Origin of the sequence: Cryobacterium sp. LW097, assembly GCF_002205495.2 — a bacterium.
Classification (GTDB): Bacteria; Actinomycetota; Actinomycetes; order Actinomycetales; family Microbacteriaceae; genus Cryobacterium; species Cryobacterium zongtaii.
Window position 1 is genome coordinate 165195 of sequence record NZ_CP021992.1, and the last position, 14792, is coordinate 179986.

General features: G+C 67.0%; 15 protein-coding genes. 10 read left to right on the plus strand and 5 right to left on the minus strand.

Annotated elements, in window-relative coordinates:
• Positions 1 to 7: 7 nt before the first annotated feature.
• Positions 8 to 1057 carry a biotin/lipoate A/B protein ligase family protein gene (locus B7495_RS00740; RefSeq protein ID WP_088454901.1) on the plus strand — a complete coding sequence of 350 codons (1050 nt, stop codon included), beginning with the start codon at positions 8 to 10 and terminating at the stop codon, positions 1055 to 1057.
• 42 nt (positions 1058 to 1099) lie between these two features.
• On the opposite strand, the gene B7495_RS00745 is transcribed toward B7495_RS00740, so the two are convergent.
• Positions 1100 to 1420 (minus strand): GNAT family N-acetyltransferase, encoded by a 321-nt coding sequence (locus B7495_RS00745; RefSeq protein WP_240632330.1) that lies wholly within the window; start codon positions 1418 to 1420, stop codon positions 1100 to 1102.
• A gap of 34 nt (positions 1421 to 1454) precedes the next feature.
• On the opposite strand from B7495_RS00745, the gene B7495_RS00750 reads away from it, so the two are divergent.
• Both B7495_RS00750 and B7495_RS00755 read left to right on the plus strand, forming a co-directional pair.
• Positions 1455 to 2360 carry a site-specific DNA-methyltransferase gene (locus tag B7495_RS00750; RefSeq protein ID WP_088454903.1) on the plus strand — a complete coding sequence of 302 codons (906 nt, stop codon included), beginning with the start codon at positions 1455 to 1457 and terminating at the stop codon, positions 2358 to 2360.
• Positions 2357 to 3283 (plus strand): LLM class F420-dependent oxidoreductase, encoded by a 927-nt coding sequence (locus B7495_RS00755; protein ID WP_088454904.1) that lies wholly within the window; start codon positions 2357 to 2359, stop codon positions 3281 to 3283. The genes B7495_RS00750 and B7495_RS00755 overlap by 4 nt, the downstream gene beginning before the upstream one ends.
• An 18-nt stretch (positions 3284 to 3301) precedes the next feature.
• On the opposite strand, the gene B7495_RS00760 is transcribed toward B7495_RS00755, so the two are convergent.
• The gene (locus tag B7495_RS00760; RefSeq protein WP_088454905.1) at positions 3302 to 4330 is read right to left on the minus strand and encodes a LacI family DNA-binding transcriptional regulator; all 1029 of its coding nucleotides are present in this window, start codon (positions 4328 to 4330) and stop codon (positions 3302 to 3304) included.
• Positions 4331 to 4591: 261 nt separating this feature from the next.
• Here B7495_RS00760 and B7495_RS00765 point away from each other — a divergent pair, with 261 nt between their 5' ends.
• The 3 genes from B7495_RS00765 to B7495_RS00775 all read left to right on the plus strand — a co-directional run bounded on the left by B7495_RS00765 (position 4592) and on the right by B7495_RS00775 (position 7962).
• Positions 4592 to 5920 (plus strand): ABC transporter substrate-binding protein, encoded by a 1329-nt coding sequence (locus B7495_RS00765; protein WP_088454906.1) that lies wholly within the window; start codon positions 4592 to 4594, stop codon positions 5918 to 5920.
• A gap of 81 nt (positions 5921 to 6001) precedes the next feature.
• The gene (locus B7495_RS00770) at positions 6002 to 7054 is read left to right on the plus strand and encodes a carbohydrate ABC transporter permease (RefSeq protein ID WP_088457800.1); all 1053 of its coding nucleotides are present in this window, start codon (positions 6002 to 6004) and stop codon (positions 7052 to 7054) included.
• Positions 7051 to 7962, plus strand: a complete 912-nt coding sequence (locus tag B7495_RS00775; RefSeq protein ID WP_088454907.1) for a carbohydrate ABC transporter permease — start codon at positions 7051 to 7053, stop codon at positions 7960 to 7962. Before B7495_RS00770 ends, B7495_RS00775 begins: the two co-directional genes overlap by 4 nt.
• A gap of 57 nt (positions 7963 to 8019) precedes the next feature.
• On the opposite strand, the gene B7495_RS00780 is transcribed toward B7495_RS00775, so the two are convergent.
• Complete coding sequence (locus B7495_RS00780; RefSeq protein ID WP_088454908.1) at positions 8020 to 8715, minus strand: NAD(P)H-binding protein; 696 nt, start codon at positions 8713 to 8715, stop codon at positions 8020 to 8022.
• 93 nt (positions 8716 to 8808) lie between these two features.
• Between B7495_RS00780 and B7495_RS00785 the strand changes: the two genes are divergently transcribed.
• Positions 8809 to 9666 (plus strand): D-alanyl-D-alanine carboxypeptidase family protein, encoded by an 858-nt coding sequence (locus B7495_RS00785; RefSeq protein WP_240632331.1) that lies wholly within the window; start codon positions 8809 to 8811, stop codon positions 9664 to 9666.
• 212 nt (positions 9667 to 9878) lie between these two features.
• The gene (locus B7495_RS00790; protein ID WP_166788953.1) at positions 9879 to 10559 is read left to right on the plus strand and encodes an amidase domain-containing protein; all 681 of its coding nucleotides are present in this window, start codon (positions 9879 to 9881) and stop codon (positions 10557 to 10559) included.
• Between the two features lie 15 nt (positions 10560 to 10574).
• Here B7495_RS00790 and pgm read toward each other — a convergent pair whose 3' ends face one another.
• Complete coding sequence (gene pgm, locus B7495_RS00795) at positions 10575 to 12191, minus strand: phosphoglucomutase (alpha-D-glucose-1,6-bisphosphate-dependent) (protein WP_088454911.1); 1617 nt, start codon at positions 12189 to 12191, stop codon at positions 10575 to 10577.
• Between the two features lie 36 nt (positions 12192 to 12227).
• On the opposite strand from pgm, the gene pheA reads away from it, so the two are divergent.
• Positions 12228 to 13172, plus strand: a complete 945-nt coding sequence (gene pheA / locus B7495_RS00800) for a prephenate dehydratase (protein WP_088454912.1) — start codon at positions 12228 to 12230, stop codon at positions 13170 to 13172.
• Positions 13169 to 13705, plus strand: a complete 537-nt coding sequence (locus tag B7495_RS00805) for a hypothetical protein (RefSeq protein ID WP_088454913.1) — start codon at positions 13169 to 13171, stop codon at positions 13703 to 13705. The genes pheA and B7495_RS00805 overlap by 4 nt, the downstream gene beginning before the upstream one ends.
• Positions 13706 to 13709: 4 nt before the next feature.
• Here the strand turns inward: B7495_RS00805 and B7495_RS00810 are convergent, their stop codons facing one another.
• A complete protein-coding gene (locus B7495_RS00810) occupies positions 13710 to 14753 on the minus strand; it encodes a diacylglycerol kinase family protein (protein ID WP_174776284.1) in 1044 nt (347 codons plus the stop codon).
• Positions 14754 to 14792: the final 39 nt, after the last annotated feature.

Here is a 14792-nt window from a genome sequence, read left to right on the forward strand (position 1 = left end):
TGATCACATGCATGGTGAATACAAGGTTCCAGGCGGCAAACTCGTTGTGGTCGATCTGAATGTCGTCGACAATCTCATCACCGATTTTCGCCTGGCCGGTGATTTCTTTCTCGAGCCGGACGACGCCCTCGAGGACATCAACGCAGCGGTGAACGGCCTCGCCGCCGACAGCGACGCGGCCACCATCGCGGCCGCGGTGCGGGCCGCGTTGCCGCCCCAGGCCACCCTGCTCGGGTTCTCTCCGGAGTCGGTCGCCGTCGCCATCCGTCGTTCGCTCGCCCACGCCAGCGGCTGGCGGGACTATGAGTGGCAGATCATCCACACCAAGGCCGTGCCCCCGGTCATGCAGATGGCTCTCGACGAGGTGCTCGCCGTCGAGGTCGGCGAGGGTCGCCGCAGCCCCACCCTGCGCATCTGGGAGTGGAATGAACCGGCCGTCGTGATCGGCAGCTTCCAGTCGCTGAAGAACGAGGTCGACCCCGTCAACGCCGAAAAGCACGGCTTCACGGTGGTGCGCCGGGTCTCCGGCGGCGGCGCCATGTTCATGGAGGCCGGTTCGGTGATCACGTATTCGATCTACGCTCCCACCGAGCTGGTGCACGGTATGAGCTTCGCCGACTCCTACGCCTTCCTCGACGAGTGGGTCATCACGGCGCTCAAGTCACTGGGCATCGACGCGCACTACCAGCCGCTCAACGACATCACGAGCCCCACCGGAAAGATCGGCGGGGCGGCCCAGAAGCGCCTCGGCAGCGGCGCCGTGCTGCACCACGTCACCATGAGCTACGACATGGACGGCGAGAAGATGGTGCAGGTGCTGCGCATCGGCCGGGAGAAGCTCAGCGACAAGGGCATCACCAGCGCCGCCAAGCGGGTGGATCCGCTCCGCAGCCAGACCGGGCTCAGCCGCGCCGAGATCATCGACCGCATGAAGCAGACGTTCACGAGCCTGTACGGGGCGAAACCCGGCGACATCACCGATGAGGAATACGCCAAGGCCGCCGACTTGGTGGAGAGCAAGTTCAGCACCGACGCCTGGATCGGCCGCGTGCCCTAACCAGGACGGCCCTGGCCAGCACAGCGCCTGGCGAGCACAGGATCAGGTGCCGCGGATGAGCAGGTCCTGGTATTCGGCGTGCTGGTCGATCCAGTCCGCGACGAACGGGCAGGCCGCCACCACGGTGAGGTCGGTGCGCGTGCGCACGTCGTCGAGCGCCTGCTCGATGAGGAAGCCCGCGAGCCCGTGTGCGCGCTTGGCCGGGTCGACCTCGGTGTGGGTGAAGGTCAGTGACTGGCCCGCCAGCCTGTAGTCGGCCAGGCCCACCGGCTCGCCGTCCTGCCACAGCGTGTAGCGCGAGAGGTCCGGTTCGTGCCTGATGTGCGCGGTGCTGTCGGCACGGGTCATCTCTTCACTTGTCATCGGAACAGCGTAAGCCGACTGACAGAATGAGGGAATGCCAAACGCGTGGACTCAGTCCTCTCCCAGCAGGGTCATCGAGGCGGACAACCTGGTTGTGCTGCCGACGCTGCCCGACGGCGCGTTCACCCTCATCTACCTCGACCCGCCGTTCAACACCGGCCGCAGCCAGAAGCGGCAGTCGACCACCTCGGTGCGGAGCACCCTAGCCAGCGGCGCCCACGCCACCGGAACCATCACCGGGTTCAAGGGCCAGCGCTACGAGCGCATCAAGGGCGATCTGCTCGGCTACGACGACCAGTTCGAGGACTACTGGGCGTTCTTGGAGCCCCGTTTGATCGAGGCCTGGCGCCTGCTGGCCGATGACGGCACCCTCTACCTGCACTTGGACTACCGTGAGGCGCACTACGCCAAGGTGCTCCTCGACGCTCTCTTCGGCCGGGACTGCTTCCTCAACGAGCTGATCTGGGCCTACGACTACGGCGCCAAATCGAAGAACCGCTGGCCCACCAAGCACGACACGATCCTGGTCTACGTGAAGAACCCCAAGGCTTACTACTTCGACTCCAGCACCGTGGACCGGGAGCCCTACATGGCGCCGGGCCTGGTCACCCCCGAGAAGGTGGCCAAGGGCAAATTGCCCACGGATGTCTGGTGGCACACCATCGTCTCGCCCACGGGCAAGGAGAAAACCGGCTACCCCACCCAGAAGCCGGTCGGCATCCTGCGGCGCATGATCCAAGCCTCCAGCCGGGAGGGCGACTGGGTGCTGGACTTCTTCGCCGGCAGCGGCACGACGGGTGCCGTCGCGGCTGCCCTGGGGCGCAAGTTCCTTCTCATCGACCAGAACCCGGAGTCGCTCGCGGTGATGCACGAGAGGCTCGGCGCCCTGCCCGGTGTGGATTTCGTCGACGCCGAGCTGGAGACAAGACTGGGAGCATGAGACTCCGCATTTTCACCGAGCCCCAGCAGGGCGCCAGCTACGACGACCTCCTCGCGGTCGCGCAGGCCACCGAGACTCTCGGCTTCGACGCCTTCTTCCGCTCAGACCATTACCTCGCCATGGGCGATCACGTCTCCGGGCTGCCCGGGCCGACGGATGCCTGGACCACCCTGGCCGGACTGGCGCGCGAGACGCAGCGCATCCGCCTCGGCACCCTGGTGTCCTCGGTCACCTACCGTCCGCCGGGGGTCCTGGCGATCCAGGTCGCCCAGGTCGACCAGATGTCGGGCGGCCGCGTGGAACTGGGCCTGGGCACCGGCTGGTTCGAACAGGAACACCTGGCCTACGGCATCCCCTTCCCGGCCAAGCGGTTCGGCATGCTCGAGGAGCAGCTCGAAGTGATCACCGGCCTATGGGGAACGCCCGTCGGTGAGACCTACAGTTTCGCCGGCGAGCACTACACCCTCGTCGACTCTCCCGCCCTGCCCAAGCCCACGCAGTCCCGCGTGCCGGTGATCGTGGGCGGTGGCGGAGCCAAGCGCACCCCGGCGATGGCCGCGCGGTTCGCCACCGAATTCAACCTGCCCTTCCCCGACTTCGCCGACATCCCCGCCAAGTTCGCCGGGGTGCGCGCAGCCTGCGAGGCCATCGGCCGCAACCCGCAGGAACTGGTCTACTCGACTGCGCTGATCGCGGTGGCCGGCGCCGACGAGGCCGAGTTCGCCCGACGCGCTGCCGCCGTGGGCCGGGAGCCCGCCGAACTCCGCGAGCACGGGATCGCCGGGACCACCGGTGAGGTCGTCGACAGGCTGGGAGCCCTCGCCGCCGACGGCGTGGAGTGCGTCTACCTGCAGATCATGGACCTGGCCGACCTCGAGCATCTTGATTTTCTGGCCAGAGAGGTTATGCCGCAGCTCGACTGAACGGATGACCTGGGCGGCTCAGGCCGAGTCGCGAAGCACCAAGCGCGTCGGCATGAAGTTATGGTGCGGCACGGTCTCGTCGCCGGCGAGCAGGCGCAAGAGCAGGTCCGCCATCGCGAAGCCCATCTCCTTCGATGGCTGGCTCACCGTGGTCAGCGAGATCGGACCGGAGGTGGCGGCCGGGCTGTCGTCGAACGAGACCACCGCGATATCGCCGGGCACCGAGCGGCCCTGTTCGGCCAAGACCCCCATCGTGCCCACGGCCATGAGGTCGCTCGCGACGAACAAGGCATCCACGTGCGGGCTGTGTTCAAGCAGACGGCGAGTTGCCGCGGCGGCGCCCGCGGCCGTGAAGTCGGCGTGCTCCACGGCATCTGACTCGAGCCCGGCGGCCGCGAGTGCGTGCCGGAAGCCATTGAGTCGGTCGATGCCGGCGGGCATGTCGACCGGTCCGGTGATGGTGCCAATGCGGTGCCGGCCGAGGTTGATGAGATGCTGCACGCCGCTGATGGCGCCGGCCACGTTGTCGACGTCCACGAAGTAATTATCCGGGCCGGAGTGGTTCGTGGGTCGGCCACCGAAGACCACGGGCATGGTGGTCTCCAGGTTCGCCACGAAATCATCGCCGGTGTGGTGCGAGATGACGATGGCTCCATCGACGTTACCCGAGCGCAGGTAGCGCATGGTCTTGTGCCGGGGGTCGCTCGACGCGACGAGGAGGTTGAGCGTGTAGTCACTCTCGTCCAGGCGCTGAGTGATGCCCTGCACGACGGCGGCGAAGTACGGGTCGCCGAAGAACTTGGTCATGTCTTCCGGCACGACCAGGGCGACCGACTGGGTGTGGTGGCTGGCCAGTGACCTGGCGGCGCGGTTGGGTACATAGTTGAGTTGTTCGATCGCGGCGTTGACGGAATCGACGACCTCCTGCCTGACCTTGGGGGAGCCGTTGACAACCCGGCTGACCGTTGCTCTGGAGACTCCGGCCGCCGCGGCGACCATCTCGAGGGTCGGCTGGGGCGGACGCGCACTCCGGATTCCCATTGTCATGGGGTCAGTCTATTTGCGCTCGGGCCATTGGTCCCGCGTGAATCCGGTGCGCCCGTGCCCAGGCCGCCCTTCAGCGCCCCCGTTCGAGGTCACGACGCGCCGTCAAATCACCGGTACGTCGTGGTCGTATTGACAAGCCTGCTTCTCCTGCTCTATGGTGACGGTGATTGATGAGAGCGCTCTCACGTTTGAATGAGAGCGCTCTCATTCCCGCACGTATGTCTTGCAATCGCACAAGCACACGCACACAAAGGAGTGAAAGTGAAGTTCTCACAACGCACCAAGGTTGGCGCCGCAGTAGCCTGCGCCGCATCCTTCGCCCTCATCGCCACAGGCTGTTCGTCGGCGGGCACCGACGGCGCCTCCGGCGGTGACATCGAGCTGACCGTCACCACGTTCGGCAGCATGGGTATGGCTGACCTGTACGCCGAGTATGAGGCAGCCAACCCCGGCATCACCATCAAGGCGAACAACATCGACACGGGTGGCAACGCTCGCACGGATGCCTTCACCAAAATTGCCGCCGGCAGCGGCCTCTCGGACGTTGTCGCCGTCGAGGAAGGCTGGCTGGGTTCGATCATGGCCGTCTCCGACCAGTTCGTCGACCTGTCGGAATACGGCGCCGACGACATCAAGGACCGCTGGGTTCCGTGGAAGCTCGAACAGGGCACCGACGCTGAAGGACGCATCATCGGTTACGGCACCGACATCGGCCCGGAGGGACTCTGCTACAACAGCGCAGCCTTCGAAGCCGCCGGGCTGCCCACCGACCGTGCCGAAGTAGCCACGCTTCTCGGCGGCGACGACGCAAGCTGGGAAAGCTACTTCGCCCTGGGCAAGAAGTACCAGGAGGCCACCGGCAAGGCGTGGTTCGACCAGTCCGGCTTCATCTGGAACTCCATGGTGAACCAGATGGACGAGGGCTACTACACCGCCGACGGCGAGCTCAACGTTGTTGACAACGCCGAGCTGAAGGCGGCCTGGACGCAGCTGGCCGACGCCAACGCGGCCGGCCTTTCCGGCAAGCAGGCTCAGTGGGACTGGAACAAGGGCTCGTCGTTCACCGACGGAACCTTCGCGACCTTCATGTGCCCGGGCTGGATGCTCGGAGTCGTTCAGGGCCAGGTCGAGACCGCCGGCGGCGACGCCACCGGCGCGACGGCCGGCTGGGACTTCGCCGACGTGTTCCCCGGCGGAGCGACCAACTGGGGCGGAACCTTCCTGACCGTCCCGACGCAGTCCAAGCACCCGCAGGAAGCCGCGGACCTGGCTGCCTGGTTGACCGAGGCCGACCAGCAGGTCGCCGAGTTCAAGGCCGAGGGCCCGTTCCCCAGCGTCACCGCTGCACAGACGGACCCCGCACTGTCTGAGGCAACCGGAGTCTCCGCGTTCTTCAACGACGCGCCGATCGCTGAAATCCTCACCAAGCGTGCCGACGGCGTGAAGGCCCAGTTCAAGGGTCCGGATGACTCCACGATCCAGGAGCAGGTCTTCGGCCCGTCCGCGATCGCGCTCGACCAGGGTGTCGCGGGCGACAAGGCATGGGACGACGCCATGACCCTGTTCGACCAGCTCATCGTCAACAAGTAGTAGCAGCACCAATCCGCTCTTGCCGGGCTTCCGGCGCCGCGACGCGGCACCGGAAGCCCGGCTCGAATGCAGAAAGTCACCATGACACGCACACTTGAACCAGAGACCAGCGCTCCCGCGCCTCTCAAGCGTCCCGGCCGCGCGAGCGCCCTCACCTACAAGCACCGGCTGAGCCGCCTGGATGTGAAAGTCTCGCCCTACCTGTACGTCGCACCGTTCTTCGTGCTGTTCGGCCTGGTGGGCCTGTTCCCTCTCGTCTACACCTTTGTGGTGTCCCTGAACAACTGGAATCTGCTGAGCGGGCCGGGGGAGTGGGTCGGCTTCGACAACTACGCCGCAGAGCTCAGTGACCCCCTGTTCTGGAATTCACTGTTCAACACCATGAGTATCTTCCTGCTCTCGAGCATTCCGCAGCTCGTGGTGGCCACGGCCATCGCCGCGATCCTCGACCAGAACCTGCGCGCCAAGACCTTCTGGCGCATGAGCATCCTCATCCCCTACGTCGTGACCCCTGTCGCGGTCGCCCTCATCTTCTCCAGCATGTTCAGCGAGCAGAGCGGTCTGGTGAACCACCTGCTCAGCTTCGTCGGCGTGGACCCGATCCTTTGGAAGACCGATGTGTTGCCCAGCCACCTGGCCATCGCCGGCATGGTGAACTGGCGCTGGACCGGCTACAACGCCCTGATCCTGCTCGCCGCCATGCAGTCGGTGCCGCGGGACATCCACGAGTCCGCCGCCCTGGACGGCGCCGGGTTTGTCCGCCGCTTCTTCTCCATCACCCTGCCGAGCATCCGCCCCACCATGATCTTCGTCATCATCACGGCGACCATCGGTGGGCTGCAGATCTTCACCGAGCCGCGCCTGTATGACGCGACCAGCTCCACGGCCGGTGGTGCGCACCGACAGTTCCAGACCACGGTGCTCTACCTGTGGGAGATGGCCTTCCAGCGCCAGAACTTCGGCAAGGCCTCGGCGATCGCCCTGATCCTGTTCGTCATCATCGTGGCGTTCGGCGTGCTCAATTACCTGATCTCGCAACGGATCGCCACGGCAGACAGCCGGTCCGACGCGAAGAACAACAAAAGCGCGGTTCGCCGCACGCTCCGAAACGGCGCGAAGGAGCCCCGAGCATGACCGACACCATCGCCCGCCCAGAAACCACCCCGGAGGTACCGGGTCAGACGGTCACCGTCAAGCGGGGCAAGACAAAGCACAAAGGCCTCGGCATCGACCGTCGTCCAGGCTTCCTTACCTACGGAATCCTGATCGCGCTCTTCGCAGGCGGAACCTACCCGCTCTGGTGGTCCGTTGTCGTCGGTGCGAGCCCGTCGTCTGTGCTGTCCCAGGATTGGCCGCCGCTTCTTCCTGGCGGGCAGTTCTGGACCAACGTCGCCGCAGTCTTCGACACCATTCCGTTTTGGCAGGCCCTGCTCAACAGCGTGATCGTGTCGACGATCATCACCGTGTCCGTCGTATCGTTCTCGACTCTCGCCGGGTACGCGTTCGCCAAGCTCAAGTTCCGTGGCAGCAACGGGCTGATGGTTTTCGTCGTCGCGACGATGGCGATCCCCACCCAGCTGGGCATCATTCCGCTGTTCATCCTGATGCGCGAGTTCGGCTGGACCGGCTCCATCGGCGCGATCATCGTCCCGACCCTGGTGACGGCCTTCGGCGTGTTCTTCATGCGCCAGTACCTCGTCGACGTGATTCCGGACGAGCTCATTGAGGCGGCCCGCGTCGACGGCGCGAACATGATCACCACGTTCTGGAACGTCGCGGTTCCCGCCGCCCGTCCGGCGATGGCGATCCTGTCGCTCTTCACCTTCATGATGGCGTGGACGGACTTTCTCTGGCCGATGATCGTTTCGCCGCAGAACCCGACCCTGCAGGTGGCTCTCAGCCAGCTGCAGTCCGCACGATACATCGACTACTCGGTCGTGCTCGCAGGTGCCGTGCTGGCAACACTGCCGCTGCTCGTGCTCTTCGTGCTTGCGGGCAAGCAGCTCATCTCCGGCATCATGGCGGGCGCCGTCAAGGGCTGATCCAGCCGCCTCACGTCGCTCCCCTGAATCGGTCAGGGGAGCGACGTGTGTGGTGTCTCAGGCGAAGACGGCCACGGCCTTCGCCACCGGGGTCGGGCCGGAAATGAGGTGCAGCACCGTGTGGCTGCCTGCTCCGGTGCGGAGCAGCTCGGCCAGCACCGCTGCCACATCGGCCCGGGGCACGCTGCCCTGGGTCTCCGGCTGCACGGTTCCGCTCTCGTCGGGTCCCGTGCGCTCAAGCCGAACCGAGCCGATGGGGTCGTGATCGGTCAGGGTGCCCGGCCGCACGATGGTCCAGTCGAGGTCTCTGCCCGCGAGGTCTTCCTCTGCGCCGAGCTTGGCCTGGAGGTAGGCGACGAAGTCGGCGGGGACGCTGTCGGGGGTGGCTCCGTCACGCACCAGATCCGCTCCGGTGGAGGAGATCTGTACGAACCGGCGCACCCCGGCGGATTCGGCGGCATCCGCCAACAACACCGAAGCCCCCAGATCGACCGAGTTCTTACGTGCGTCGCCGCTGCCCGCACCCGCGCCGGCCGCGAAGACCGCGGCGTCGGCGTCGGCCATGACCTCGGCGACGGCGTCGACCGAGCTGTTCTCGAGATCGAGGACAACCGGTTGGGCTCCATCGAGGACGAGGTCTTCCTTTTGCTCAGCGTTCCTGATCAGCCCGATCACAGTGTGTCCGTCGAGGGTCAACTCCCGGGTGAGGGACCGTGCAATTTTTCCGTGTGCTCCTGCTATAACAATTCGCATACGGGGTGAAACAGACTACGGGGCGCTGGAATTCCCCGGCGGCGATGATGCCGATGCCGGGGAGTGGCGTCAGCGCAGGATATGCTCGGCAGCGTGTCAGTTCAATCGCGCCGGGGGGCGTCGCCGCGCGTACGCCGTCGACGCGCACTCGTCGCGGCCGCCGCCGCACTGCTGCTGGTCGCCGGTGGTGGAGCCCTCATCCTGGGCCAGCACACCGGCCGCGACGCATCGAGCGAGACCACGCCGACCACATCCGCATCGCCCGGCCCGTCGGCCAGTACGCCGACCGAACCACCGCGCCCGTCGCCGTCGGCCTCGCCTGACCCGGCTCCGGCGCCCACCTTCGACCGCGCTGCCCGGTCGATCGACGACCCGAACAGCATCTGGGTGGTCGTTGACAAGCTCCGCCCGCTCAACCCCACCGACTACGCTCCCGACGACCTCGTCGATGTGCCGATCCCGTTCGCGAACCCCCCGCAGTTGCGGCAGGAGGCCTCCGACGCCGTCGTGGCCCTGTTCTCCGCCTTCACGGCCGAAACCGGCCTGGCCTTGCAATCGCAGAGCGCGTACCGCAGCTTCGACGCGCAGACGCGGGTCTACAACAACGATCTCGCGAACCTCGGTCAGGCCGGTGCCGACTTGAGTACCGCGCGGCCGGGTACGAGTGAACACCAGACCGGTCTCACGATCGACATCAGTGCCCAGCCCGGGCAGTGTTCACTCAACGCGTGCTTCGCCGACACCCCACACGGCCAGTGGCTCGCCGCAAACGCGTGGCGATTCGGCTTCCTGCTGCGCTACCCCGCCGACAAGACCCCGGTGACCGGCTACGAGTTCGAGCCCTGGCACTTCCGGTACGTCGGGATCGACCTGGCCACGGAAATGCACGACCAGGGCGTCACCACGCTCGAGGAGTTCTTCGGCCTACCGGCCGCACCGTCCTACGGCTAAAGCCCTCGGCTGAATTCCACTCACACGCCACCCTCACAGCCTCGGGGGCCCCGACGCTCACGGTCCGCGGGTCGAGAACACCCTGCCCGCGATGAGGTCTACTATGCCTGGCACGCTCACAACACCGCCCGAAGATCGGTGGCCGGTCCGGTCCCAGACTCTTCACCAAATAGTGTGGTTGGCTTGAGATCCCCCCCCGAATGGAGGTAGTTGTGGCTGTAGCTCGACCAGCACGGATCGGGGTCATCGCCCTGATCCTCGGCGGACTCGCCGTGGGAACCGTGGCCCTGGCGACGTCCGGCGTGGATCGAACCGGTTCGGCTCAGCGCGGTTCCACTGCGGCGGACGCCGCTGCCACGGTCGAGACCGCGCCGCGCGAGACTCCGGCGATGACGGCCGCGCCCGTCGACGTTGACCCCGCCGTGCAGGCTCAGCTGAGTTACGCGCTGGCGCACTGGAAGGACTACAACACCGACCAGTACGGTGTGGTCACCGGAAACGACTGCGTGAACTTCACCAGTCAGTCCCTGGTGGCCAGGGGCTGGGCCATGGACGAGACCTGGTGGACCAGCGGAACCGGCTCCGACTTCGACTTCTCCTCACCGTGGGTGAGTTCGACCGCGTTCATGAACTACCTCGCGGACTCCGGCCGGGCCACCGCCCTGACCGACGACCAGCGCGATCAGGTGAAGCTCGGTGATGTCGTCCAGTTCGACTGGGACAACACGGGCGACCGTGACCACACCGCCGTCGTCTCCCGCATCGAGGGCGCCGGCGACGACATCGTGATCTACTACGCCGGGCACACCGACGACACCGACTACCTCTCGGTGGACTTCGCGATCACCGAGAAGCACCCGGGCGGAACCGCGTACTACTGGAGCATCCCGTAGCCCACCGAGCGCGGGCTAGCTGATCGCGGCGTCGACGATGGCCTTGGCCTCGATCTGCACCAGCTTGAGGTGCTCCGGGCCCTTGAACGACTCGGCGTAGATCTTGTAGACGTCTTCGGTGCCGCTGGGGCGGGCGGCGAACCAGGCGTATTCGGTGAAGACCTTCACTCCGCCGATGGCCGCGCCGTTTCCCGGGGCGTTGCTGAGCGCGCCGATGATCTTGTCGCCGGCGAGCTCGGTGGCGGTGATTGCTGCGCCGTCGAGCTTGCCGAGGGCGGTCTTCTGCGCCGGCGTCGCGACGGCGTCGATGCGCTCGTAGGCCGGGGCGCCGAAGTGCTCGGCCAGTTCGGCGTACCGCACGCTGGGCGACTTGCCGGTCACGGCGACGATCTCCGCAGCGAGCAGGGCCAGCAGGATGCCGTCCTTGTCGGTGGTCCAGACCGTGCCGTCGAAGCGCACGAAGCTCGCGCCGGCGCTCTCCTCGCCGCCGAAGGCGACCGAGCCGTCGATCAGGCCGGGCACGAACCACTTGAAGCCCACCGGGACCTCCCACAGCTCACGGCCGAGGAAACCGGCGACGCGGTCGATCATGGTGGAGGAGACCAGGGTCTTGCCGATCGCGGCATCCGCCCGCCAGCCGTCGCGGTGGCTGTAGAGGTATTCGATGGCCACGGCCAGGAAGTGGTTGGGGTTCATCAGGCCGGCGTCCGGCGTGACGATGCCGTGCCGGTCGGCGTCAGCGTCGTTGCCGGTGAGGATGTCGAAGTCGTCCTTGTGCGCCAGCACCGACGCCATCGCCGAGGGGCTGGACGGGTCCATCCGGATCTTGCCGTCCCAGTCCAGGGTCATGAACGCCCAGGTCGGGTCGACCAGCGGGTTGACCACGGTGAGGTTGAGCTCGTAGCGGTCGCGGATGGCGCCCCAGTAGCCGACGCTCGCGCCGCCCAGCGGGTCGGCGCCGATACGGATGCCGCTCTTCTTGATGGCCGCCATGTCGATGATGTTCTCGAGGTCGTCGACGTACTGGCCGCGGAAGTCGTAGGTCTCCACGGCGCTGGGCTCGGCCATGAGCACGGCGCGCATCTCGTCGGCGATGATCTCGTTGGCGCGATTGGCGATCCAGGAGGTGGCGTCGCTGTCGGCCGGTCCGCCGTGCGGCGGGTTGTACTTGAAGCCGCCGTCCATGGGCGGGTTGTGGCTCGGGGTGACGACGATGCCGTCGGCCTGGTCGTCGTGTCCGGCCCGGTTGTAGGCGAGGATCGCGTGCGACAGTGCCGGGGTGGGCACGAAGTCGTCGAACTCGTCGACCAGCACCCGCACGCCGTTGCCCACCAGCACCTCGAGGGCCGTGGTGGTGGCCGGGGCGCTGAGGGCGTGGGTGTCGGCGCCGATGAACAGCGGGCCGGTGATGCCCTGGGCGGCGCGGTACTCCACGATCGCCTGCGTTGTGGCGAGGATGTGGTTCTCGTTGAACGCGGTGTTCAGCGAACTGCCGCGGTGCCCGGAAGTGCCGAAGACAACCCGCTGGGCGGGCACCGACACATCCGGCTTGAGGTCGTAATACGCCCTGATGAGGGCCTCAACGTCGATCAGATCGGATTTCTGGGCCGGGGTGCCTGCGCGTGCGTTCATAGTGCCCAGTCTTGCACTCCAACTAGGCTGTGAGCCATGCCAGAGACTCCCGATGTGCACTACAGCTTCCTGGGGCCGGCGGGAACCTTCACCGAGGCCGCCCTCGCCCAGGTTCCCCAGGCCAGGGGCTTGCCGTGGCGCGCGGTCAACAACGTGGGGGAGGCCTTCGCCGACGTCGTGAGCGGGCGCAGCGTCGCCGCCATGATCGCCATCGAGAATTCGGTCGACGGCGGGGTGAGCGCCACCCAGGACGCCCTAGCCAGCGTGCCGAACCTGCGGATCATCGGCGAATACCTGGTTCCGGTCAACTTTGTGCTCGTCGCCAGGCCCGGAACCGCCCTCGAGGACGTCAAGATCGTCAACGCGCATCCGGTGGCCTACGCGCAGTGCCGCAGCTGGCTCGAAACGACACTGCCCAGGCACGGGCACATCCCCTCGTCGAGCAATGTCTCCGCCGCCGCCGCCCTGTTCGAGCCGGGACCAGCGGATGCCGCCGTCGCGCCGCCCGGTATCGAGAAGCACCATGACCTGGTGGTGCTCGCCCGCAACATCGGTGACAACCCCAACGCCGTCACCCGGTTCGTGCTCGTCGGACGCACCACCGTGATCCCGGAGCCGACCGGCGCCGACAAGACCAGCGTGATCGTGGAGCTCCCGGAGGACCGGGCCGGCGCCCTGCTGGAGATGCTCGAGCAGTTCGCCACCCGCGGCGTCAACCTCAGCCTGATCCAGTCCCGGCCGATCGGTGACTCCCTCGGCCGGTACCGGTTCGTCATTGACGCCGACGGGCACATCCTCGACGAACGGGTGGCGGACGCCCTGCTGGGGTTGCGCCGGTTCAGCCCCAAGGTGATCTTCCTCGGTTCGTATCCGCGAGCCGACAAAGCGGCCAATGTGTTCACCGACCGGTACGACGACGGTGTTTTCATCGAAGCCAGGGACTGGCTGCGCGGTCTGGTCTCGGGGGAGCCGACAGCGTGACCGAGCCTGGGGGGCCCGAACGGCCGGCGTTCGACCCGCGGCACGACGCCAGGTTTCAACGCGGCTACCAGCCCGGTGATCCACCCCGGCCCGCCGCTCGCCCCGGGCTGATCGGCGCGTCGCCGGCGAAACCTGCCGCCGCGGCCGGCGGAGCCGCGGCGCCGTTCGAGGACCTCGTCGTCGGCACCGACGATGCATTCGACGATCTCGACGCCCTGGCCTTCGACGGCGACACCTTCCAGGACGAGCTGGAGCCCTCGAGGTGGAACCCGTACATCGCGCTGCTCTGGGTGGTGGCCCTCGCGCTTCCGGCGGGTGGCATGGTGTTGCAGTGGCAGGCCGTGAGCGGAATGTTCGGGAACAATTCGTATACGGGAAACGGGGAACCGCCGGTCGCGTTCGTCCTCCAACAGTTCAGCTACCTGGTCGCGCCACCCCTGATCTCGAGCGGGATCGTGATTCTCGGTGGCCTGCTGTTCTGGCACGCCTGGGGCTGGCGGGCTCGCCGGCGCCGAAGCGCCCAGGGCCTCTGACGGCTCACCGGACTCCCGCGGATCCGTCCGTCGGCATCGGCCAGCCGGCCGGTACCCGCACCAGCAGGGCACCGGCATCCGCCCGGAGGAACACGCTTGTCACCAGCCCGAATTCGTCGCCGTCCAGCTCGAATTGCTGCGGGTGGTCCGGCACGATCCGGATGTCGGTGCCGACCAGCGTCGTCATCGCACGTTCGCTGTCGGTATCGGTGAGCTCGATGATCCGCCGGCCCACGGCGGAGCGCCGCAGCACCCCGTTCTGCCAGGTCACCCGTCGCCAGATCATGAGCCAGCCGAGCACACCCTTGGGCTGCAACACGGCGATGTCCAGGACGCCGTCGTCGAGGAGGGCGTCGGGCAGGAACTGGATGTTTCCGGGCAGCACCCCGCAGTTGGCGATCAGGATGGTGCTCACCAGCGCCTGGTGCTCGCTGCGGGTGCCCAGGCTGTAGCGGATGCGGAACGGTTCGGCCTTGGGGATGGCGCGCATCCCCGCATCCACATAGGCCAGCCAACCCACCTGCTTCTTCAGGTCCGGGCGCGTCTCGGCGATCATCTGGGCGTCGAGGCCGAGCCCGGCCATCACCAGGAAGACGTGGTCGTTGATGCTGTTGTCGGCGTAGGTGACCGAGGCCACGCCGAGGTCGATGGCCTTGTCGGCCCCGCCGAAGGCGATGCTGATGGCGTCGTCGAGGCTGTTCAGGGGCAGCTGCAGATTGCGGGCCAGCAGGTTGCCGGTGCCCACCGGCAGGATGCCCAGGCTCACCTCCGACCCACGCAGCGCTTCGGCCACCGCCCGCACGGTGCCGTCGCCACCCGCAGCGAGCACCATGGTCACACCCTGGCGCAGCGCCTGCCGGGTGACCCGCTGGCCGGGGTCGGCCACGGAGGTCGCCAACCAGAGCGGTTCGGCCCAGCCCGCCGCGGCGGCCGCGGTGTTCACGCCGAGGCGAAGCCTGTCGACATCCGTCTTCACGGGGTTGTAGACCACCGCGGCACGGCGCAAACTCGAGGGGATGTCGCTGGGTCCGGAACTGGAGGCTGGCACCCGCTCAGGCTAGCAAGGGGGCAACGGCTGGCGCTTGTA